The sequence below is a fragment of the Sphingomonas sp. genome (assembly GCF_017304615.1).
Classification (GTDB): Bacteria; Pseudomonadota; Alphaproteobacteria; order Sphingomonadales; family Sphingomonadaceae; genus Sphingomonas.
The window spans coordinates 296,479-315,635 of the sequence record NZ_JAFKLZ010000003.1 but is presented as its reverse complement, the minus strand read 5'-3'; the positions used below and the strand labels follow the sequence as shown (position 1 = coordinate 315,635).

Genomic DNA, 19,157 nt, shown 5'->3' with positions numbered 1-19,157 from the left:
CTCAACTCCCGCCCCTGCTGTGTCAGGTTATCTCGCTAGCGATCTTTTGGATAAGCGATTTAAGCGAGCCGCCTGAGCTATCCTCAAGTTCTCCAGTCACTAGATCGCTAATTTTGAGAGCACCACCCCGACCGCTGTAACCCTGAAAATCGCCGCCTTTCGACCAATCCCAATCCGATCCGGAGCGCAAGATAGCCGTCATGTCAGACGTTTTGTACTTTCCTCTGCCCAAAGCACGGTCAATCACGTTTGCACCCAAGAAACACACGCCCCACAAGCCTGCTCCTCGGAGCATTAAGTAATCCTTCGGGCTGGCCCAAGCCTCAGGTTCCCACGCTTTAAGAGCTGCAAAATAGTTCTTAATTACGGCCGCCTGTATATCAACATCATCGAGCGAAGTGAGCCTCGTGGGTCGAGACAACATATACTCCAAACCAGTCTTTAAAGTTCGCAAAGGAATAAATTTTGTTACGTCAGTTCGGCCACCATCATAAACTTTGCCGCGCAATACGCTGTCGTTATCATCCCTCAGCTTCCTAGCGATGTATAGTGCAGGGTCACGTCGCGCAATCACTTGAGCGCCGGCCAACCTAAGGTCTATATTATCTAAGTGACTTGTATTCATTCGCCTTTGATTATTATTTATATCTCTAAAGAGCTTTATTTCTTGTTCTTTAGATATTTCCAAAGCGAGACAAAACGACACTACTTTTTCGAGACGTGGAAATCCATCAGATTTTCCGTCTGCGAACTGGAGACGATGATTTCCATCGACCCTTGATATTTTAATATCCGGACTATTACGGATTGCGGATATGTGAACTTCTAACGCACCAAAACCATTGGCTGTATTAGTCAATTTTAAAGACACGGCGCTTGGATCTCGAAGTGCGAGAAACACTTCCGGAAAGAAGCCTACATCTTCTTCCTTCACGTATTCATATGCGTCTCGCGCGTGCTTGGGACTTAGGTCGCGCTGAGTGCCTGTCGGATTTTTTACAGCATCGTAGATGTCCGGGCGGGACATATCGGCAAGATCACAAATGCGCGCGTAGCCGCGGGCGACGCGCAAACCCATGACCGTCGCAACCACGACGGGTACAGTAATTTTCGATCGCGAAACTTTGATGTTTTTTGCGCTCGCCATTATATTATTCCTAAAGCCAATTCTTCCAAATTCGCCTTCCACTCGTCGTGAGTTTTATTGGCGAGAAATTCTATTTTCTGCAAAACTGATGTTTTTGCTATCGACAACAATCTAGGAAGATTGTCTTCACACCATTTCTCATCGGCATCCTTATTACCGTGAACAATATTACTCCGCTGACCGTATAGCTTCTTCAACAATGCAAATACTTCTCGTCTTTTGTATTTATCGCCTTCAGATAGTAAAGAGTTATATAGTGCAAATTGAAAGGAAATTTCAGTTTGCGACTGAAAAACTGACTCTAATGCTATGCAAAGGTCGATAATCTTTTCGTCAATCGCCGACCGTCCGATAGCGGAATTAAGCCGGTTAACCGTCAACCTAAGCGGTGGATACTTTGCTATCGCTGTCGATACGGCTTTATATAAATCACGGGCATATTTGACACTACTTGCAGACTGTATCTTAAAATCCGCCTGTTGAGCATGGTTATAACCCGACCAGCTTTCCGTTTTCTCGATTTTTGTAATACGATGGCTTTTCAGGATGAATGCCCGCTCCACCGCCAACGCAGAGCCCGATGAAATAGTGTTCAGCGAAAAAAGGGCGCATATGAGCGCGTTACCCAACTGGTCCTTGGACCATGCCATGTCGTAATCGTCGAAAGTTATTGTGAATTTTCCGCCGTGCAGGTAGCTCGCGGCTTCCGTATCGTGCTCTGTGATCGCAACTAAGTCGTCGCCTCGTACTTTGCGGATCGAGACAGAATCCGAAAGCGATACTGGGAAACTGTTGGGCAGAGAGCATTTCCGGTTCAGAACCGGAACCACAACAGAATAGGTCGCAGCCTTTTTCGCCATTTTCGACGGCTAGCAGTTTGCATCGTAGGCATCAAATTGACCGGGCAACGGCAATCGGCCCCGGCTAGTCCGCTTGTGATTAGCTGGCGCTAATCACCTCGCCGCCGGGGCTTTCCTACAGCGCCCTTTCCGGCATATCTGACTCTCCTCTTCGCCCACCGCCAGAGAGGATCACCCGATGCCCAGCCCCCTCGCCCGCCAGCACGTCGCGCTCGATCCTGGCCGCGTCGTCCGTCCCCGCGCGACGCCCGATCGCGACCAGCCCGACGCCGTCCGCGACTGGCTGGCGCATCTGGAGGCCGGGCGGCTCGTCCCCGCCCCGCGCCCGCCCGCCGACGATGCGCGATTGGCCTGACGTTCGCCTGACCTGCCGCAAGGACCCGCCGCGGCAAAGCCGCGTCGTCGGTCGCGGCTTGCGGCCGCGCCGGCCGGCCCCGGCTAATCCGCTCGTGATCAGCTTGCGCTAATCGCCTCGCCGCCGGGGCGGAACAGCCAGCGGCCACGACCGTTGACTCCGGACCGTATCCCAACCCGGAGACTCGCCATGTCGAACCCCAGCCAGCGCCGCGACAGCAGCGGCCGTTTCAAGCCCGACCACCGCACCCGCAACACCGCGATTGGCGCGACCGCCGTCGCCGGGATCGCCGTCGCCGCGGTCGGCGCCGCGTTCCGCTTCGGCTGGTTCGACCGGTTCCTGCCCGCGACCGAGGGCCATGACGCCCCCGACCTCGCGCTCGACGCCACGACGCCCGGCACCGATCGCGCGCCCGACGCCTTCCGCCCCGACCCCACCGCCATCCCGACCGCCGGCGAGCGCGAAGGCCTCCGCCCCCCGCCCCCGGTCGCCACCGGCTTCACGACCGACGACGCCCGGTCGGAGGAACTGACCGCCGCCTGATCGATTCGTCCGCGCAACCATCCACCCCGTCGCGCATTGTAGCGGCGGGGGAACAACAGGAGAGGTGTCTATGCGTGCCCTAACCCTTGGCCTCGTCGCCGCGACCGCGCTGACCGGGCTTTCCGGCTGCACCGACGACGGTCGGCCCGGCTATGCGAGCGATTACCGCAGCTATCGCAACTACGACTATAACCGGCCCGATCCGCAGTATAAGGGCTATTATGCCGACCGGTATTACGTCGACAATCCGCGCTATCGCGAACGTCGCCTGAGCCGCAACGACCGCATCTATCAGGGGCAGGACGGCCGCTATTACTGCCGCCGCTCGGACGGCACGACCGGGCTGATCGTCGGCGGCATCGCGGGCGGCGCGCTGGGCGCGGCCTTGACCTCCGGCCGGTCGGAGCCGCTCGGCATCCTGCTCGGCGCGGCGGCGGGCGCGGCCGTCGGGACCGCGGTCGATAAAGACAATGTGAGGTGCCGTTAAGCTGACGCGGGCGGCTTCGGTTTCGGCCGGAGCCGCCTGACGAACTTGCGCAGCGCCAGGATCGCCCACACCGCAATCCCCGCCAGCACGAGCGCCACGACGCCCGCGACCGCCGGATGCGACAGCACCAGCGCGAGCAGCCCCGCGGTGACCACGTCCTCGCCGCTCGACACCGCGATGTTGCTGAACGGCTCCGGGCTGACATTGACCGCCGCCCGCGCCCCCGCCTTGGACCAATGGGTTAGCATCGCCGCCCCACCGCCGAGCAGCAGGGCCGCGACCTGCCACGCCCCGTCCTTGGGATCGACGATCGCGAGCGCCAGCAACGCCCCGCCCACCGGCCGCACGAGCGTGTGGATCGCGTCCCATACGCTGTCGATCCACATCACCTTGTCGGCCAGGAACTCGGCCAGCGCACCGACGCCCGCGACGCCGATCACCCACCAATTGGCGAGCACGTCGAGTCCGTGAAGCTGCGCCGGCATCGCCACCCAGCCGAACCGCATCGCCAGCCCCACCGCGAACACGGTGAGGTACAGCCGCCAGCCGCTCAACAGGCTGATGCTCGCCGCCAGCCCTATTATCCCCACCGCGTCCATGCCGTCAGCCTAGCATGAAGCCGGACGACCGGGAAATGCGCGCCTACCCGACGGGCTCGAGCGCCGGATAGTCGGTATAGCCCTCCGGCCCCGGCGTGTACCATGTCTTGAAATTGTCCGGCGTCAGGTCGGCCCCGGTGCGGAAGCGTTCGACCAAATCGGGGTTGGAGATGAACTTGCGGCCCCAGGCGATGCCGTCGGCCAGCCCGATTTCGACATCGGCCTCGCCAGCTTCGAAGCTATATTCCTGGTTGAGGATCAGCGGGCGTTTGAACACCTCGCGGATCTTGGGGCTGAGCTTGGGCACGTCGCTCGTGCCGAACGTGCCGGTGGTACCCAGTTCGCGCAGTTCGAGGAACGCGATGCCCAAATCGTTGAGCACCTTCGCCGCGGGAACGAACACCGCTTCTGGGTTGCTGTCGTCGGCGCCCTGCGTCTCGCCATTGGGCGACAGACGGATCGCGGTGCGGCCCGCGCCGATTTCCGCAATCACCGCCGCGACCGCTTCCTTCATGAAGCGGATGCGGTTTTCCGGGCTGCCGCCATAATCGTCGTCGCGCAGGTTGGTGTTGTCGCGCAGGAACTGGTCGATCAGGTAGCCGTTCGCGCCGTGGAGCTGGACCCCGTCGAACCCGGCGGCGATCGCGTTGCGCGCGGCACTCGCATATTCGTCCTGCGCCTGCTTGATATCGTCGAGCGTCGCGGCGCGCGCTTCGGCATAAGGGTTTTCGGGCTTGTGATAGGGCGCGCGCGTCTGCGACGACGACAGCGGCGTCAGCCCGGTCACGTCGGGCCGCGCGAGCCGCCCCATATGCCAGATTTGCGCGACGATCTTGCCGCCGGCCTTGTGGACGGACTCGGTGACGGGCTTCCACGCCTCGACCTGTTCGGGGGTCCACAGCCCCGGCGCATTGGGCCAGCCCAACCCAAGCCGGCTGACCCCCGTGCCTTCGGTGATGATCAGGCCCGCTCCTGCGCGCTGCGTGTAATAGTCGATCATGATTCCGGTCGGCACATGCTCGTTCGTCGAGCGGCCGCGCGTGAGCGGCGCCATCAGGATGCGGTTCTTCGCGGCGATGTCGCCGAGCTGGATAGGATCGAACAACGTGGGCAAGCGAGCCTCCCTTTGTAAATGACGCGACGGAGATAGGTGTTATGGGGCGGCATGCACCAGGACGGAGACCCAAGAAAAGCTTCCTCCGGGAAAAGCGTGACCGCACATCCGCTGGCGTTCCTTGCGCTGGTGATGGCGAACGTCCTGTTGGCGTTCGGGCCGGTATTCGTGCGGATCAGCGACGTAGGACCGGTCGCGGCGGGGTTCTGGCGAATCGCACTCGCAGCGCCGATCCTGTTGGCGGTCGCTCTCGGCGGCGGCTGGCGACCCGCGGGTCTTGGCCGCGGGGTGTGGATCGCGCTCGTGATCGGCGGTCTGTGCTTCGCGGCGGATCTGGCGAGCTGGCACCTCGGCATCAAGAAGACGCAACTTGCGAACGCCACCCTGTTCGGCAATTCCGCGACCCTGTTCTTCCCGGTCTATGGCTTCCTCCTCGCGCGGGCGTGGCCGTCCAGGTCACAGGGGTTCGCCCTGCTGCTGGCGCTGCTCGGTGCGGGATTGCTGATGGGCCGCTCGCTGCAGGTTCGGGCCGATCAATTCTACGGCGACTTGCTCTGCCTGACCGCCGGCATCCTCTACACGATCTATTTCGTTGCGATGGCCAAGGCCCGCGACACGATGGCGCCGGTCCCCGCGCTCGCTATGTCGACGCTCGCCAGCCTGTTGCCGCTGCTGATCTTCGCCTGGACGCTGGGCGAAAAGATTCTGCCGACCGATTGGTGGCCGTTGATCGGGCTAGCGCTGGCGAGTCAGGTGTTCGGGCAGGGGCTCATGACCTTCGTGCTCGGCCAGCTTTCGCCGATGGTGATCGGAATTGCGCTGCTCACCCAGCCGGTGATCGCCGCTACGGTCGGCTGGCTTTGGTATAACGAGAAGCTCGACGGTTGGGACTTGCTCGGCGCAGCCGCGGTGGCGGTCGCCCTGGTGCTGGTGCGGCGCGAACGGAAGGATGCCGCCCCGCTTGCCCCCGACGGCACGGTGGGAGCATAAGCACGCCATGACCTTGCCCGCCGATCCGACCATCCCTGAACTCCGCGCCGCGCTGGCGCCGTTGGTCGCCGACAATGCCGCCTTCGACGGGTGGAAGGCGGCGGCGCGCGACATGGCGGCGGACGCGCTGGGCGTGGACCGCGACGTGGCATTGCTGGCGCTGCCCGACGCGGCGACGATGATCGACGCCTGGTTCGCCCATATCGACCGCAGCATGGCCGAGGCGCTGCCGCCCGAAAAACTTGGCCCGATGAAGGTCCGTGACAAGATCACCGCCCTGATAGAAGCCCGGCTCGACCTGCTCGCCGCGCATCGTGAGACGCTGCGCCGTGCGCTCGCCATCCTCGCCATGCCGCAGAATGTCGCACACGGTGCCAAGCTCGGATGGCGCGCCGCCGACGCGATGTGGCGCGCAGCCGGCGACACGGCGACCGATTACAACCACTATACCAAGCGCGCGATGCTGGGCGCGGTCTATGCGGCGACGATTACCGTCTTCCTTGACGACGAAAGCGAGGGGCAGGCAGACACCCGCGCGTTCCTCGCCCGGCGGATCGCCGGGATCATGGCGTTTGAAAAGGCGAAGGGCCAGTTCATCGCCCGCACCAGCCACCGGCCCAGCCTGTCGCGCTTCGTCGGGCGGCTGCGCTACCCGGCGGTTTGATACAATTGCGTTATTGATAATCAGTCGCATTTCGCTTAGCTGACAGCTATGGCGACTCCGATCAGCCTCGAACAATTGCCGCACCGCACCCACGCGACCGTGGCCGACATCGCCTGGGACCAGCTTGCCGTCCCCGAGGCGCGCCGACTGCGCGAACTCGGCTTCGATCAGGGTGTGGACGTCGAGGTGCTGCATCGCGCCCGGCTCGGCGGCGGGCCGATCGCGTGCCGGATCGGGCGAATGACCGTCGCGCTTCGCCGCCGCGTCGCCGGCGCGGTTCACGTCTCCATCGTGCAACCCGCCGAATAGGATGCACCCCGCTCCGCTGGTTGCGCTGGTCGGCAACCCCAATGCCGGCAAGAGCGCGCTGTTCAACGCGCTGACCGGCGCGCGGCAGAAGGTCGGCAATTATCCGGGTGTCACCGTCGAGCGGCACGCCGGGCGGATGGTGCTGAACGATGGGCGGCCGGTCGAATTGCTTGATCTGCCCGGCACCTACAGCCTCGAACCCTCCAGCCCCGACGAACGCGTCACCCGCGACGTCGTGACCGGCGCGCAGGACGGCGAACGGTTGCCCGACGCGATCGTCGTCGTCGTGGACGCATCGAACCTCGACAATCACCTGCGCTTCACGCTCCAGCTCATCGCCCTCGGCTTGCCCGTCGTGGTAGCGCTCAACATGATCGACATGGCGGAGCGCGACGGGCTGGTACTCGACCCCTTGGTGCTGGAACGCGAACTCGGCGTGCGGGTCGTCCCCACCGTCGCGGTGCGCAAGCGCGGGATCGAAGAATTGAAGGAGGCGCTGGGCGGCCTGATCGGCCCCGGCGCGACTGTACTGCGGCGGAGCGATCCCGTCCTCCACGCCGACATCGCTACGCTGCAACGCCGCGCGCGCCAGATCGCGGTGGCGGCGACGGTGTCGGAAAACCCCGTGCGGCGCTGGACGCACGCCTTCGATTCGATCGCGCTGCATCCGGTGTTGGGGATGGTGATGCTGTTCGCCATCCTGTTCCTGATGTTCCAGGCGGTGTTCACCTGGGCGACGATCCCGGCCGACGCGATCGAGGCGGGAATCGGCTGGCTGCAGGCGCAGGTCAACGCGATCCTGCCCGACGGCATCCTTCGCTCGCTGATAACCGACGGCGTGCTCGCGGGTGTCGGCGCCGTCGTCGTGTTCCTGCCGCAGATCGCGATCCTGTTCTTCTTCATCCTGCTGCTGGAGGCGTCGGGCTACATGGTCCGCGCCGCCTTCCTGATGGACCGGCTGATGGCGACGGTCGGTTTATCCGGCCGCGCGTTCATTCCCCTGCTCTCGAGCTTCGCCTGCGCGGTGCCCGGCATCATGTCGACGCGGACGATCGAGGATGAGAAGGACCGCCTGACCACGATCCTGATCGCGCCGCTGATGACCTGTTCGGCGCGCTGGCCGGTTTATATCCTGATCACCGGCGCGTTCATTCCCAACCGCGATGTCTTTGGCTTTATCGGGCTGCGGGGACTGGTCATGTTCGGCCTCCTGCTGACCGGGATCGTCGGCGCCTATGGCGTCGCGCTCGTCCTGCGCCGCACCGTGACGAAGGGCGCTTCATCCGGGTTCATGATGGAAATGCCGCGCTATCAGATGCCGATCTGGCGCGATGTCGCGATCGGGCTGTGGACCCGCTGCTGGATATTCCTGAAGCGCGCGGGCACGATCATCGCGACGACCACGGTGGTCCTCTGGGCGCTGCTGACCTTCCCACAAGCGCCCAAGGACTCGCCGGTCAGCCAGGTCAATTATTCGGTCGCCGGCCGCATCGCCAACACGATCGAGCCAGTGTTCCGCCCGATCGGCTTCAACCGCGACATCGTGCTGGCGCTGATCCCGGCGATGGCGGCGCGCGAGGTCGCGGTATCGGCGCTCGCCACCACCTATGCGGTCGATGCGCCCGAAGGCGACGCCGGCGACAAGGCGATGCGCGAGCAACTCCGCGGCCGGTGGAGCCTGGCGACGGCGCTCGCCTTCCTGATGTGGTTCGTTTTCGCCCCGCAATGCATTTCGACCATCGCCATCACGCGACGCGAGACGAACGGCTGGCGATGGCCGGCATTCATGGTGACCTACCTGTTCGCGCTGGCATACGCGGCGGCGGGCGCTACATACTGGATCGCAACAGGATTCGGTTTGTAGGAACAGGAAATATGGCGGGCAGCGTCAACAAGGTAATTCTCGTCGGCAATCTGGGGCGCGACCCCGAAAGCCGGTCTTTCCAGAACGGTGGCAAGGTCGTCGAATTGCGCATCGCGACGTCGGACACATGGAAGGACCGCAACACCGGCGAGCGCAAGGAACGCACCGAGTGGCACACCGTAAAGGTGTTCAGCGAGGGTCTGGCCAACGTCGCCGAGCGCTATCTGCGCAAGGGCAGCAAGGTCTATATCGAGGGCGCTCTCCAGACCCGCAAATGGCAGGACCAGCAGGGCCAGGACCGCTATTCGACCGAAATCGTGCTGCAGGGCTTCAACGCCGTCCTGACGATGCTCGACGGCGCGCCCGGCCAGGGCGGCGGCGGCGGTGGCGGCAACGTGTCGAGCGGCCGCGACGATTGGGGCGGGTCGTCAGGCGGCGGCCGTGACGAGTTCGCCGGTGCGTCTAGCGGCGGCGGAAGCAAGGGCGGCTTCGGCGGGGGCTATTCGGACGATCTCGACGACGACGTGCCGTTCTAGGGAGCGAAACCAGTTCCCGCCCGTTATCCCGACGTGACTGACACGCCGATACACGCCGATTCCGACCGGAAGGTGGATGAGGCAACGCGCGCCGCGATCATCGCGGCGTATGAGCCGGAAACACTGCGCGACACTATCGCGCTGAAAAAGATCACCGATTTCGCCGCGGCCTTATGCGGGTGCCCGGTTTCCCTCGTCAGCCTGGTCGAGGAAAAGCGCCAGACCTTCATTTCGCGCAGCGGGTTCGACGCGACTGAGACACCGCGCGACGTCTCGTTCTGCGCCCACGCGATGCTCGGCGATAAGGTCATGGTGGTGCCGGACGCCACGGAAGACTCGCGCTTCGCCTGCAACGCGCTGGTGACCGGCGAGGAGAATATTCGCTTCTACGCTGGCGCGCCGCTGAAGGCCGATAATGGCGTGCCGCTCGGCGCGCTGTGCGTGATCGACACCGTGCCGCATCCGGAGGGACTCAGCGACCTGCAGCGCCAGGGGCTCGAGACGCTGGCGGACAACGTCATGGCGCGTCTACGCGAAAATCGGGATGCCGCCGCGTGGCGCAGTGCCGAGGGCGACGCCCGCCGCGCGCTGACCGACAGCGAGGGCCGATTCCGCACGCTTGCCGACACCATGCCCCAGATGGTGTGGTCGACGCTGCCGGACGGCTACCATGATTACTACAATGCGCGCTGGTACGAATTCACGGGTGTGCCAGACGGATCGACGGACGGCGAGGGCTGGAACGGCATGTTTCACCCCGACGATCAGGATCGTGCCTGGGCACGATGGCGGCAATCCCTGACCAGCGGCGACCCGTATGAGATCGAATATCGCTTGCGCTATCGCGACGGCACCTATCGCTGGGTGCTCGGCCGCGCTCTGCCGATCCGCGATGAGGAGGGCCGGATCGTCCGCTGGTTCGGCACCTGCACCGACATTCACGAGCAGAAACTGACGATCGAGGAGCGCGAGGTGATCAGCCAGGAGCTGAGCCACCGGATCAAGAACATCTTCTCGGTCGTGTCCGGCCTCGTCGCATTTTCAGCGCGCGCGCATCCGGAATTCCGCGACATCGCCGCCGACCTGCGCGACCGTATCACCGCGCTCGGCCGCGCCCACGATTTCGTCCGTCCGCACAGTCCGGCGTCAATGCCGACGACTCAACCGAACAGCCTTACCGGACTGCTCAGCGAACTGTTCGAACCGTATCAAGTCGAAGGGCTGGCGCGCGTCGCGGTGACGGGCGACGACATTGCGATCGACGATCGCTCGGCGACTCCCTTGGCACTGCTGTTCCACGAACTCGCGACCAATGCGACCAAGTACGGCGCGCTGTCGGTACAGGACGGCTGGGTCACCGTCACCATGAACAGCGACGGTCATGCGGTGATGCTGGACTGGCAAGAGCAAGGCGGCCCTGCAGTCACGCCGCCCCACGGTAGCGGGTTCGGCACGCAATTGATGGAGCTGAGCGCCGTGCGTCAACTCGGCGGAGCAATTGCGCGCGACTGGAAAACCGACGGACTCAACGTGAAAGTGACGGTGCCGCTGGCGGCGTTCAGGCGTCGCTGACGCGGTTCAACAGCACCAAGTCGTCGTTCGCGGCAGCCGGATGCTCCTGCCCAATAGCCAGCGCAGCCGCCGCGAGGATTGCCCGCTCGCTGAACGGTTTGCGGATATATCCGAGCGCATCGCAAGGAATGCCGATCTGCGCCGGATTGGCAGTAACGAACACGACCTTTACCCCATAATCGCGCGTCAGCACCGCGCCGATCTCCGGCCCGGTCGGTCCATCGCGCAGATTGATGTCGACGAACGCAAATTCAGCCTCGCTCGCGGCGGACAGCGCGCTCGCACGATCGGCCGCGATCGCCGTCACCTGGTAGCCGGCGTCGGTGAGTATTCTTTCCAAATCTAGTGCGACGAAGATCTCATCTTCGACGATCAATGCATTTGGCAATTTAATCTAACCCATATCAATGTCGGTCAAAAAACTCGGTGTTGTCCGATTCGGTTCCAATACCCGTTCACCCAAAATGGGCGGTGTGTGGCTGATTGGCAACGAGTCACCTGCGCAACAGGAATACCGCATGTTCGCCAAGCAGGTTCGCCATCAATTCGCTGGTCTGTTTGTCGCCAGAGAGGAACCAGGCGCCTTCGATCGTGATCCCCCGCTCTTTCAGCAAGGCGCGGAAATCGTCGATCGTGACATGGTGAATGTTGGGGGTCGCATACCATGCCACCGGCAACAATCGCGTAACCGGCATCCGCCCGCCCCACAGCAGCGACGCGCGCACGCGCCAATGCGCGAAGTTGGGAAACGACACGAAGGCGCGCCGGCCGATCCTGAGCAGATGTTCGAGCACCACATCGGGCGCGCGTGTGGTCTGCAGCGTCTGGCTGAGGATCGCATAATCGAAGCTCTGGTCGGGATAGCCCGCCAGATCGACGTCGGCGTCGCCCTGCACGACCGACAGGCCGCGTCCAACCGCGCTCGCGACATCATCGGGATCCAGTTCGAGTCCGCGTGCATCCACGCCTTTCTCGTCGCGCAACGCCGCCATCAGCGCGCCGTCGCCGCAGCCCACGTCAAGCACACGACTGCCCCTGGCGACGTTGGCGGCGATCACCGCGAGGTCGGGACGCAGACTCACGGTGCGACCTTTAGCATCTGCGCGAAGTCCGACGACAACCGCTCCATGTAGCGTTCGGGTCGCAATAACGTGTGGAACCCCAGACTCTCGTAAACCCCATGCGCGTCCGCCGTGACCAACGCCATCCGACGCAAGCCCTGAAAATCGGGATGGTCGAGGAACCAGCCGACGAGCTTGTGCCCGATCCCCTGCCCGCGCACATTTTCCTCGACCCACACGTCCGCCAGCCACGCGAAAGTCGCGTGGTCGGTGATCATCCGCGCGAAGCCGACCTGCTCCGCGCCGTCATACGCGCCCAGGCAATGCGACCCGAAGATCGCGCGCTCGACGGTGTCGCGGTCGATCCCCGGCGACCAGTAGCTCGACGCGAGCCACTGGTGAACGCGATCGATCTGCAGCCGTGCCTTGTCGTCGTCTAGCTCGATCATGCCGCCCTCAGAAAACCGTCGACCACCCGGTTCAGGTCGGGCGAATCGAGCAGGAACGCGTCATGGCCGAACGGTGACTTGAGTTCGACGAAGCTGACCGCAGCGCCGGCCGCGTTGAGCGCATGGACGATGATCCGTGATTCCGCGGTCGGATAGAGCCAGTCGGTATCGAAGCTGACCAGGGCGAAACGCGTCGCTGTGCCCTGGAACGCGTTCGCCAGCAGCCCGCCATGCTCCTCAGCGAGGTCAAAATAGTCCATTGCGCGCGTGATATAGAGGTAGCTGTTTGCGTCGAACCGGTCGGTGAAGCTCAGCCCCTGGTGCCGCAGATAGCTTTCGACCTGGAAATCGGCGTCGAACCCGAACGACTTCGCCTCGCGCGCCTGCAGCCGCCGCCCGAACTTCTCGGTGAGTCCGGCCTCCGACAGATAGGTGATGTGCGCCGCCATCCGCGCCACCGCCAGGCCCGCCGCGGGCGGCTCGCCCTTGCCGTAATAGTCGCCGCCCGCCCATTTCGGATCGGCCATGATCGCCTGGCGCCCGACCTCGTGGAACGCGATGTTCTGCGCCGTGTGGCGCGCGGTCGAGGCGATGATGACCGCCTTGGTCACGCGCTCCGGATAGGTCGCGGCCCAGCTCAGCGCCTGCATCCCGCCCATCGACCCGCCCACGACGATGACCTTGCCCACGCCGAGATGGTCGAGCAGCATCGCCTGCGCACGCACCATGTCGCGGATCGTGATGACGGGAAACGCCATCGCATAGGGACATGCGGTCATCGGATTGACCGTCGCCGGCCCCGACGAACCCATGCAGCTGCCGAGCACGTTCGCGCACACGATGAAATACCGCGCGGGGTCGATCGGCTTGCCTGGGCCCACCATTCGCTCCCACCAGCCGGGCTTGCCGGTGACGGGATGCTCGCTCGCGACATGCTGGTCGCCGGTCAGCGCGTGGCAGATCAGGATCGCCGGATTGGCCGGATCGCCATAGGTTTCGTAGGCGATATCGACCGGCGACAGCAGCGCACCCCCGTCGAGGCGGAGCGGGCCCGGCAAGCTCACGTGGCGCGACAGGCCGAAGCGCTGATCGTCGGTCATGCGAACGCGGTTAGAGGAAATTTGCGGCGCATCAACTCTTCACGCTCCCCCAACGTTGGATAACTTGCCAAGCCGAGCGCCGCCAGCAATAGGCGCGCGCATGTCCGCACCAGAACCCAAGCCCTGGATCATGGCGATCGCCCCCTATGTGCCGGGGCGCTCGACGACCGACGACGGCCGTAAGGTCGCGAAACTCTCGTCGAACGAGAACCCGCTCGGCACCAGCCAGAAGGCGCGCGACGCGTTCCTGACCGCCGCGACCAACCTGGAACGCTATCCCGACGCGAGCGGCACCGAACTGCGCGACGTGCTCGCCGCCAAGCATGGCCTCGACCCCGCACGGATCATCTACGGCAACGGTTCGGACGAAGTGCTCCATCTGGCCGCCGGCGCGTTCGCCGGGTCGGGCGACGAGGTGATCTTCGTAAAGTACGGCTTCGCGGTATACGAGATCGCGGCGCGGCGGGTCGGCGCGGTCCCAGTGATCGCCCCCGATAACGACTATGCGACCGACATCGATGCGATCCTCGCCTGCGTCACTGATCGGACGAAGATCGTCTATATCGCCAACCCCAACAATCCGACCGGCACTTATGCCAGCCGCGAGGAGATCGCGCGGTTGCACGCAGGATTGCGGTCCGACATCCTGCTCGTCCTCGATCATGCCTATGCCGAATATATCGAGGGCGATGCCGAGGACGGCGGCATGGCACTGGCCGAAACCGCCCCTAACGTGCTGGTCACCCGCACCTTCTCCAAGATGTACGGGCTAGCCGCCGAACGGATCGGCTGGGGATATGCGTCGGCGGAGATCGTCGCCGCGATGCACCGAATCCGCCTGCCCTTCTCGATCACCATCGCCGGCACGGCGGCGGCGATCGCGGCGCTGGGCGACACCGACTTTGTCGAGCACACGCGGGCCCACAACGCCGAGTGGCGCGCCTGGTTCACAGCCGAGATCGCCAAGATGGGGAACGCGAGCCTGCGCGCCGTACCCAGCCAGGCGAACTTCGTGCTGGTGCTGTTCGAAGGCGCACTGACCGCCGAGGCGGCGTACAAGGGCCTGATGGACGCAGGCTACATCGTCCGCTGGCTGCCGGGCCAGGGGCTGCCGCATGGCCTGCGCATCACGATCGGCACCGCCGACGAGTGCCGGGGCGTCATCGCCGCTTTGCGCGCGCTAATCGAGAAGGCCGGCTGATGCTGCCCTTCGCGCGCGTCGCGATCATCGGGCTGGGCCTGATCGGCTCGTCGATCGCGCGCGCGGTGAAGGCGCAGATGCCGAGCGTCCGCGTCACCGGCCACGACGCCGATCCGGGCGTGCGCGCGGCGGCGACCGCGCTAGGCTTCTGCGACGACGTGACCGACACGCCCGGCGCCGCCGTCACCGACGCCGACTTCGCCATCCTGTGCGTGCCGGTCGGCGCGATGGGCATGGCGGCGGACGCGATCGCGGTGGACCTGCCGACCGATGCGATCGTCAGCGATGTCGGGTCGTCCAAGGGCAGCGTGCTGGCCGCGCTTCAGGCAGCTCTCCCTGGCGTCACGATCGTCCCCGCGCACCCCGTCGCCGGCACCGAACGCAGCGGCCCCGAGGCGGGCTTCGCGAGTTTGTTCCACGGCCGCTGGTGCATCCTGACCCCGCCCGCCGACGCGCCCGAAGCCGCGGTCGAACGCGTCGCCGAATTCTGGCGACGGCTGGGCGCAGACGTCGAGACGATGGCCGCCGACCACCACGACCGCGTGCTCGCGATCACCAGCCACCTCCCCCACCTGATCGCCTACACGATCGTCGGCACCGCGAGCGACATGGAAGAGGTCACGCGTTCCGAAGTGATCAAATACTCCGCCGGCGGCTTCCGCGACTTCACCCGCATCGCCGCCTCCGACCCGACGATGTGGCGCGACGTGTTCCTGTCGAACAAGGAAGCCGTGCTCGACATGCTCCAGCGCTTCTCGGAAGACCTGACCGCGCTCCAGCGCGCGATCCGCTGGGGCAAGGGCGACGAATTGTTCGACCTGTTCACCCGCACCCGCGCCGTGCGCCGGTCGATCATCGAACAGGGCCAGGACGACGCCGCGCCCGATTTCGGCCGCACGCATGACTGATCGGGGGCAAAGCGATCACCGTCATCGCCCTTGTTCGTTGGGAATCGTTACGCCGCCTCCCCATATGTCCGCTATGACGAGCGACATGCCAACCGCCCCCGTCCCCGCCACCGGGCAGGAGAAGTTCCGCTGGATCATGCATTGCGGCTGGAACGGACTGTGCCCGCGCTGCGGCAAGGGCAAGATGTTCAAGTCGTGGCTCAAGATCGTCGATACCTGCGATCATTGCGGGCTCGACTACCGCTTTGCCGCCCCCGACGACGGCCCGGCCTTCTTCTCATTGTGCATCATCGCGCTGCCGCTGATCGCAATAGTGGTGTGGCTGCAGGTCGCGTTCGATCCGCCGATCTGGGTGCATCTGGTGACGTCGGTGCCGTTGATGATCGCCGGCACGCTCGCGCCGCTGCGCCCGATCAAGGGCTGGCTGGTCGCGTCGCAATTCGTCAACCGCGCGCAGGAAGCGGGGACGCAGGGGCTGTGGTCGCAACTCCACGGCACGGATAAGGGTCGCAGCGACTTCGATCAGTAAGCGGGATCGCGCTCCAGCGCGTTGATCGCCGCGTGGACGCGCGCCTCGATCTCGGCGCGCGGCAGGCCCGGGGCGATCGGCTCGCCGAAGCGGAAGGTCGCGACGCCCGCGCGCTTCCACCCGCCCTTCGGCCATAACCGTCCGACATCGGTCGCGATCGGCACCACGGGCAAATCGAGCATCTTGTAGAGGCCGGCAAACCCCGACTTGAGCGGCGGCGTCTCGCCCGGCTTCACGCGCGTGCCTTCGGGGAACAGGATCACCGACCGCCCGGTCTCGCGCGCCGCCCTGGTCTCGCGCATCAGCGTGCGAAGCGCCGTCGCCGACGCCGCGCGATCGACCAGGATGATGCCATAGACTTGCGTCGCCCACCCCCAGATCGGGATGCGTGCGAACTCGCGACGCATGATGACGACCGGCGATTCGATCTCGACGATCAGGTCGAGCGTCTCGAACATCGACTGGTGCTTGGCGGCATAGAACACCTGCCCCTCCGGCCGTGGCCCTTCGTAGCGAGTGCGGATGCCGAGCAGCCAGCGGACGCACCAGCGGTGGAATCTCGCCCACCCGACCGCATAGGCGATCAGCGCGCGCTGCCCGAAAAACGCCGAAAGCGGCACGAACAGCACGATCGGGACGGTCAGGCCGTAAAACACCAGCACGAACGCAACGTTGCGCAGGAAAGTCACACGCCGATCCCGGTCCACAACGCAACGCGGCGCAGCAGCAGTTTGTTATATTCGACGATCAGCAGGCCGAGCGGCGCTTCGCTGGTCACGCCGTCCGCGACGATCGTTACGTCGTTGTCGAGCGCCGCGCGCAATTCCATCGACGCGCGCGCCATGTGCCAGTCGGACGTCACCAGCCGCACCGATTTGTAGCCGTGGACCTTGACCCAGTCGGCGGTTTCCATGGCGTTGGATCGCGTATCGACCGCTTCGTGGCCGAGGTCGACGCAGCACGCGAACAAGGCGATCGGCGCGCGGTTGGTCTTCGCCAGCTCGATCGGCCGCACGTTCGGCCCGACACCGGTGATTAGCATGCGTTTGGCCTGGTGCTTCGCGATCAGATCGAGCCCGCGGTCGATCCGCCCCGGCCCGCCGGTCGGCACCACGATCGCGTCGGTCGCGACGCCCTCGACCGGGCGCGGCAGCAACAACATGAACACCGCAAAGCCCAGGATATAGGCAAGCACCAGAAAACCGATCAGACGACGGAAGATCATTGCACTTGCCTCAGCCGCCGCAGCACCGCGAGCCGTGCCGCCCCGGTCGCGACGACGGCAAACAACAACGGCAACAGCGCGAGGATCAGCCAGTCGCGCAGGCCCAGTGCCGCGCCGCCAACCAGTTCGGACCCCAGCCCGTTCACTTCGCGCGTGATCAGCCACACCACGATGATCGCCGCCACCGCGCCGCCCGCGCCGCCGATCACCGTATCGAGCGCGATTCGCCGCTGGAACAATCGCGCCACCTGCACGTCAGTCGACCCCAGCATGTGCAGGATCGCGATCGTGTCGCGATGCGTTTCCAGCCCGGCGCGCGCCGCCAGCAGTACCACGGCGGTGGTCGCCAGTGCCATCAGGACCACCAGCGCCGCCGCCCCCGCGATCATCGTCCGCATGAAGCTCGCCACCGGCGACAGCCATCTCGACTGCGAATCGACTCGCGCGCTCGCCGCCGCGCCGCGCACGCCCTTCGCCACCAAAGCCGCCGATTCTTCGCTCGGCACGCTCATATCGACGTCGATCAAGGTCGGAATCGGCACGTCGGCGTCGCTCGACGTGTCGCCGAGCCACGGCTTGAGCAGTTCGCCGAGCCGCTCGGCATCGACCGGCACGGCACGCCTGACCGCCGGCATGTTGTTGAGCGCCGCCATCACCGCCGCCGTATCGCGATCACGTTGCGCGGCGTCTGCGGTTACGATCTGCACCGTAAGCCGCCCGGCGAGCTGGCGGTCCAGCGCGCCCGCCGCATTGACCATGCCCAGCCCCAGCGCGGCGGCGAGCACGGTCAGGAACAGCATGATCGCCATGATCCATGTCATCGCGCGCGTGCCGCCGCGCTCATCGAGGATGCGGCGGTCGGCGGCGCCGGTGACGACACCCATGCTCATGCCTGCGGCCTTGCCGGCGGGTTACGCAATGCGCCCGTCGGATCCATCAGCCGCCCCGCCTCCAGCCGCATCATGTGCGCGTTCTGGATGCGGCCGAGCAGGTGGAAATCGTGCGTCGCTACCACCACCGTCGTACCGAGCCGATTCAAGGACTCGAACAGATGCAGCAACCGCGCCGCCATGTCGGGATCGACGTTGCCGGTCGGTTCGTCGGCGACCAGGATTTCGGGTCGGCCGATCACCGCGCGGGCGATCGCGACGCGTTGCTGCTCGCCGCCCGACAAGGTCGGCGGGGTCGAATCACCGCGCTCCGCCAGCCCGACCCATTCGAGCATCTCGCGCACCGGCGTCTCGATGTCGCCCTCGGGGACGCCCGACAGCCGCAGCGGCAGCGCGATATTGTCGAACACCGACAGATGCGGGACCAGCCGGAAATCCTGGAACACCACGCCAATCCGCCGCCGGAACCCGGGCAGCCGTACGCGCGGCAACGTCCCGGCATCTTCACCGAACAAGCGGATCGTCCCGGACGTCGGGCGCTGCGCCAGATAAAGCAGCTTGAGCAGCGACGTCTTTCCCGCCCCGCTGGCCCCGGTCAGGAAATAGAACCCGCCCGACACCAAGGTGAAATGGACGCCCGACAGCGTCTCGCCCTCGCTGTTGGGATAGCGCAGCCCCACATCCTCGAACTGCACGATATTGGCCATCGCGCGAAGCCATCGCATGTAACCCGGCGGTACATCAAGGCAGGACA

24 protein-coding genes are annotated in these 19,157 nt (G+C 64.7%); 12 read left to right on the top strand and 12 right to left on the bottom strand.

Going from position 1 to position 19,157, the window contains the following annotated elements:
• Positions 1-22: 22 nt before the first annotated feature.
• Positions 23-1,147, bottom strand: a complete 1,125-nt coding sequence (locus tag J0J06_RS14215) for a DGQHR domain-containing protein (RefSeq protein WP_294043139.1) — start codon at positions 1,145-1,147, stop codon at positions 23-25.
• Positions 1,147-2,007, bottom strand: coding sequence for a HEPN domain-containing protein (locus J0J06_RS14210; RefSeq protein WP_294043137.1), 861 nt, complete (start codon positions 2,005-2,007; stop codon positions 1,147-1,149). Before J0J06_RS14210 ends, J0J06_RS14215 begins: the two co-directional genes overlap by 1 nt.
• A 178-nt stretch (positions 2,008-2,185) precedes the next feature.
• On the opposite strand from J0J06_RS14210, the gene J0J06_RS14205 reads away from it, so the two are divergent.
• From J0J06_RS14205 to J0J06_RS14195, 3 genes are all read left to right on the top strand, one after another.
• Positions 2,186-2,362 carry a hypothetical protein gene (locus J0J06_RS14205; RefSeq protein ID WP_294043135.1) on the top strand — a complete coding sequence of 59 codons (177 nt, stop codon included), beginning with the start codon at positions 2,186-2,188 and terminating at the stop codon, positions 2,360-2,362.
• Between the two features lie 189 nt (positions 2,363-2,551).
• Entirely contained in the window at positions 2,552-2,905 is a 354-nt protein-coding gene (locus J0J06_RS14200; protein ID WP_294043133.1) for a hypothetical protein, read from the top strand.
• Between the two features lie 70 nt (positions 2,906-2,975).
• Complete coding sequence (locus tag J0J06_RS14195) at positions 2,976-3,392, top strand: glycine zipper 2TM domain-containing protein (RefSeq protein ID WP_294043131.1); 417 nt, start codon at positions 2,976-2,978, stop codon at positions 3,390-3,392.
• Here the strand turns inward: J0J06_RS14195 and J0J06_RS14190 are convergent.
• Together J0J06_RS14190 and J0J06_RS14185 are read right to left on the bottom strand one after the other, a co-directional pair.
• The gene (locus J0J06_RS14190) at positions 3,389-3,991 is read right to left on the bottom strand and encodes a DUF4126 domain-containing protein (RefSeq protein ID WP_294043129.1); all 603 of its coding nucleotides are present in this window, start codon (positions 3,989-3,991) and stop codon (positions 3,389-3,391) included. The two genes, J0J06_RS14195 and J0J06_RS14190, sit on opposite strands and share 4 nt — an antisense overlap.
• A gap of 43 nt (positions 3,992-4,034) precedes the next feature.
• Positions 4,035-5,105: an alkene reductase gene (locus tag J0J06_RS14185; RefSeq protein WP_294043127.1), complete on the bottom strand. Its 1,071-nt coding sequence runs from the start codon at positions 5,103-5,105 to the stop codon at positions 4,035-4,037.
• A 51-nt stretch (positions 5,106-5,156) separates the two neighbouring features.
• Between J0J06_RS14185 and J0J06_RS14180 the strand changes: the two genes are divergently transcribed.
• From J0J06_RS14180 to J0J06_RS14155, 6 genes are read left to right on the top strand one after another with little or no spacing between them, the layout of a single operon-like run.
• Positions 5,157-6,095, top strand: coding sequence for a DMT family transporter (locus J0J06_RS14180; protein WP_294043125.1), 939 nt, complete (start codon positions 5,157-5,159; stop codon positions 6,093-6,095).
• Between the two features lie 7 nt (positions 6,096-6,102).
• A complete protein-coding gene (locus tag J0J06_RS14175; protein WP_294043122.1) occupies positions 6,103-6,759 on the top strand; it encodes a COQ9 family protein in 657 nt (218 codons plus the stop codon).
• A gap of 48 nt (positions 6,760-6,807) precedes the next feature.
• Positions 6,808-7,068 (top strand): FeoA family protein, encoded by a 261-nt coding sequence (locus J0J06_RS14170; RefSeq protein WP_294043120.1) that lies wholly within the window; start codon positions 6,808-6,810, stop codon positions 7,066-7,068.
• 1 nt (position 7,069) lies between these two features.
• Entirely contained in the window at positions 7,070-8,932 is a 1,863-nt protein-coding gene (locus J0J06_RS14165; protein WP_294043118.1) for a ferrous iron transporter B, read from the top strand.
• An 11-nt stretch (positions 8,933-8,943) separates the two neighbouring features.
• Positions 8,944-9,468 carry a single-stranded DNA-binding protein gene (ssb, locus tag J0J06_RS14160; protein ID WP_294043116.1) on the top strand — a complete coding sequence of 175 codons (525 nt, stop codon included), beginning with the start codon at positions 8,944-8,946 and terminating at the stop codon, positions 9,466-9,468.
• Positions 9,469-9,501: 33 nt separating this feature from the next.
• Positions 9,502-11,040, top strand: coding sequence for a PAS domain-containing protein (locus tag J0J06_RS14155; RefSeq protein WP_294043114.1), 1,539 nt, complete (start codon positions 9,502-9,504; stop codon positions 11,038-11,040).
• Here the strand turns inward: J0J06_RS14155 and J0J06_RS14150 are convergent.
• The 4 genes from J0J06_RS14150 to J0J06_RS14135 all read right to left on the bottom strand — a co-directional run bounded on the left by J0J06_RS14150 (position 11,027) and on the right by J0J06_RS14135 (position 13,650).
• The gene (locus tag J0J06_RS14150) at positions 11,027-11,428 is read right to left on the bottom strand and encodes a response regulator (RefSeq protein WP_294043112.1); all 402 of its coding nucleotides are present in this window, start codon (positions 11,426-11,428) and stop codon (positions 11,027-11,029) included. The two genes, J0J06_RS14155 and J0J06_RS14150, sit on opposite strands and share 14 nt — an antisense overlap.
• 106 nt (positions 11,429-11,534) lie before the next feature.
• Positions 11,535-12,122 carry a methionine biosynthesis protein MetW gene (gene metW, locus J0J06_RS14145; protein ID WP_294043110.1) on the bottom strand — a complete coding sequence of 196 codons (588 nt, stop codon included), beginning with the start codon at positions 12,120-12,122 and terminating at the stop codon, positions 11,535-11,537.
• Positions 12,119-12,550 carry a GNAT family N-acetyltransferase gene (locus tag J0J06_RS14140; protein ID WP_294043108.1) on the bottom strand — a complete coding sequence of 144 codons (432 nt, stop codon included), beginning with the start codon at positions 12,548-12,550 and terminating at the stop codon, positions 12,119-12,121. The genes metW and J0J06_RS14140 overlap by 4 nt, the downstream gene beginning before the upstream one ends.
• Positions 12,547-13,650: a homoserine O-acetyltransferase gene (locus J0J06_RS14135; RefSeq protein WP_294043106.1), complete on the bottom strand. Its 1,104-nt coding sequence runs from the start codon at positions 13,648-13,650 to the stop codon at positions 12,547-12,549. The genes J0J06_RS14140 and J0J06_RS14135 overlap by 4 nt, the downstream gene beginning before the upstream one ends.
• Before the next feature lie 100 nt (positions 13,651-13,750).
• Here J0J06_RS14135 and hisC point away from each other — a divergent pair, with 100 nt between their 5' ends.
• From hisC to J0J06_RS14120, 3 genes are all read left to right on the top strand, one after another.
• Positions 13,751-14,851 (top strand): histidinol-phosphate transaminase, encoded by a 1,101-nt coding sequence (gene hisC, locus J0J06_RS14130; RefSeq protein WP_294043104.1) that lies wholly within the window; start codon positions 13,751-13,753, stop codon positions 14,849-14,851.
• On the top strand, positions 14,851-15,759 hold the full coding sequence (locus tag J0J06_RS14125; RefSeq protein WP_294043102.1) for a prephenate/arogenate dehydrogenase family protein: 909 nt from the start codon (positions 14,851-14,853) through the stop codon (positions 15,757-15,759). Before hisC ends, J0J06_RS14125 begins: the two co-directional genes overlap by 1 nt.
• Positions 15,760-15,832: 73 nt before the next feature.
• The gene (locus J0J06_RS14120; RefSeq protein WP_294043100.1) at positions 15,833-16,288 is read left to right on the top strand and encodes a DUF983 domain-containing protein; all 456 of its coding nucleotides are present in this window, start codon (positions 15,833-15,835) and stop codon (positions 16,286-16,288) included.
• Here the strand turns inward: J0J06_RS14120 and J0J06_RS14115 are convergent.
• Genes J0J06_RS14115 through ftsE form a run of 4 tightly spaced genes read right to left on the bottom strand, consistent with a single transcriptional unit; the run spans position 16,282 to position 19,110 of the window.
• Complete coding sequence (locus J0J06_RS14115) at positions 16,282-16,977, bottom strand: 1-acyl-sn-glycerol-3-phosphate acyltransferase (RefSeq protein WP_294043098.1); 696 nt, start codon at positions 16,975-16,977, stop codon at positions 16,282-16,284. The genes J0J06_RS14120 and J0J06_RS14115 overlap by 7 nt on opposite strands.
• Complete coding sequence (locus J0J06_RS14110; protein ID WP_294043389.1) at positions 16,974-17,510, bottom strand: YdcF family protein; 537 nt, start codon at positions 17,508-17,510, stop codon at positions 16,974-16,976. Before J0J06_RS14110 ends, J0J06_RS14115 begins: the two co-directional genes overlap by 4 nt.
• Positions 17,510-18,403 (bottom strand): FtsX-like permease family protein, encoded by an 894-nt coding sequence (locus tag J0J06_RS14105; RefSeq protein WP_294043096.1) that lies wholly within the window; start codon positions 18,401-18,403, stop codon positions 17,510-17,512. The genes J0J06_RS14110 and J0J06_RS14105 overlap by 1 nt, the downstream gene beginning before the upstream one ends.
• Positions 18,400-19,110 (bottom strand): cell division ATP-binding protein FtsE, encoded by a 711-nt coding sequence (gene ftsE / locus J0J06_RS14100; RefSeq protein ID WP_294043387.1) that lies wholly within the window; start codon positions 19,108-19,110, stop codon positions 18,400-18,402. Before ftsE ends, J0J06_RS14105 begins: the two co-directional genes overlap by 4 nt.
• Between the last annotated feature and the right edge of the window lie 47 nt (positions 19,111-19,157).

Coding starts and splice junctions, on each gene's coding strand:
- J0J06_RS14215 (WP_294043139.1), bottom strand. CDS start 1,147: ATGGCGAGCGCAAAAAACATCAAAGTTTCGCGATCGAAAATTACTGTA.
- J0J06_RS14210 (WP_294043137.1), bottom strand. CDS start 2,007: ATGGCGAAAAAGGCTGCGACCTATTCTGTTGTGGTTCCGGTTCTGAAC.
- J0J06_RS14205 (WP_294043135.1), top strand. CDS start 2,186: ATGCCCAGCCCCCTCGCCCGCCAGCACGTCGCGCTCGATCCTGGCCGC.
- J0J06_RS14200 (WP_294043133.1), top strand. CDS start 2,552: ATGTCGAACCCCAGCCAGCGCCGCGACAGCAGCGGCCGTTTCAAGCCC.
- J0J06_RS14195 (WP_294043131.1), top strand. CDS start 2,976: ATGCGTGCCCTAACCCTTGGCCTCGTCGCCGCGACCGCGCTGACCGGG.
- J0J06_RS14190 (WP_294043129.1), bottom strand. CDS start 3,991: ATGGACGCGGTGGGGATAATAGGGCTGGCGGCGAGCATCAGCCTGTTG.
- J0J06_RS14180 (WP_294043125.1), top strand. CDS start 5,157: ATGCACCAGGACGGAGACCCAAGAAAAGCTTCCTCCGGGAAAAGCGTG.
- J0J06_RS14175 (WP_294043122.1), top strand. CDS start 6,103: ATGACCTTGCCCGCCGATCCGACCATCCCTGAACTCCGCGCCGCGCTG.
- J0J06_RS14170 (WP_294043120.1), top strand. CDS start 6,808: ATGGCGACTCCGATCAGCCTCGAACAATTGCCGCACCGCACCCACGCG.
- J0J06_RS14165 (WP_294043118.1), top strand. CDS start 7,070: ATGCACCCCGCTCCGCTGGTTGCGCTGGTCGGCAACCCCAATGCCGGC.
- ssb (WP_294043116.1), top strand. CDS start 8,944: ATGGCGGGCAGCGTCAACAAGGTAATTCTCGTCGGCAATCTGGGGCGC.
- J0J06_RS14140 (WP_294043108.1), bottom strand. CDS start 12,550: ATGATCGAGCTAGACGACGACAAGGCACGGCTGCAGATCGATCGCGTT.
- J0J06_RS14135 (WP_294043106.1), bottom strand. CDS start 13,650: ATGACCGACGATCAGCGCTTCGGCCTGTCGCGCCACGTGAGCTTGCCG.
- hisC (WP_294043104.1), top strand. CDS start 13,751: ATGTCCGCACCAGAACCCAAGCCCTGGATCATGGCGATCGCCCCCTAT.
- J0J06_RS14125 (WP_294043102.1), top strand. CDS start 14,851: ATGCTGCCCTTCGCGCGCGTCGCGATCATCGGGCTGGGCCTGATCGGC.
- J0J06_RS14120 (WP_294043100.1), top strand. CDS start 15,833: ATGACGAGCGACATGCCAACCGCCCCCGTCCCCGCCACCGGGCAGGAG.
- J0J06_RS14105 (WP_294043096.1), bottom strand. CDS start 18,403: ATGAGCATGGGTGTCGTCACCGGCGCCGCCGACCGCCGCATCCTCGAT.
- ftsE (WP_294043387.1), bottom strand. CDS start 19,110: ATGGCCAATATCGTGCAGTTCGAGGATGTGGGGCTGCGCTATCCCAAC.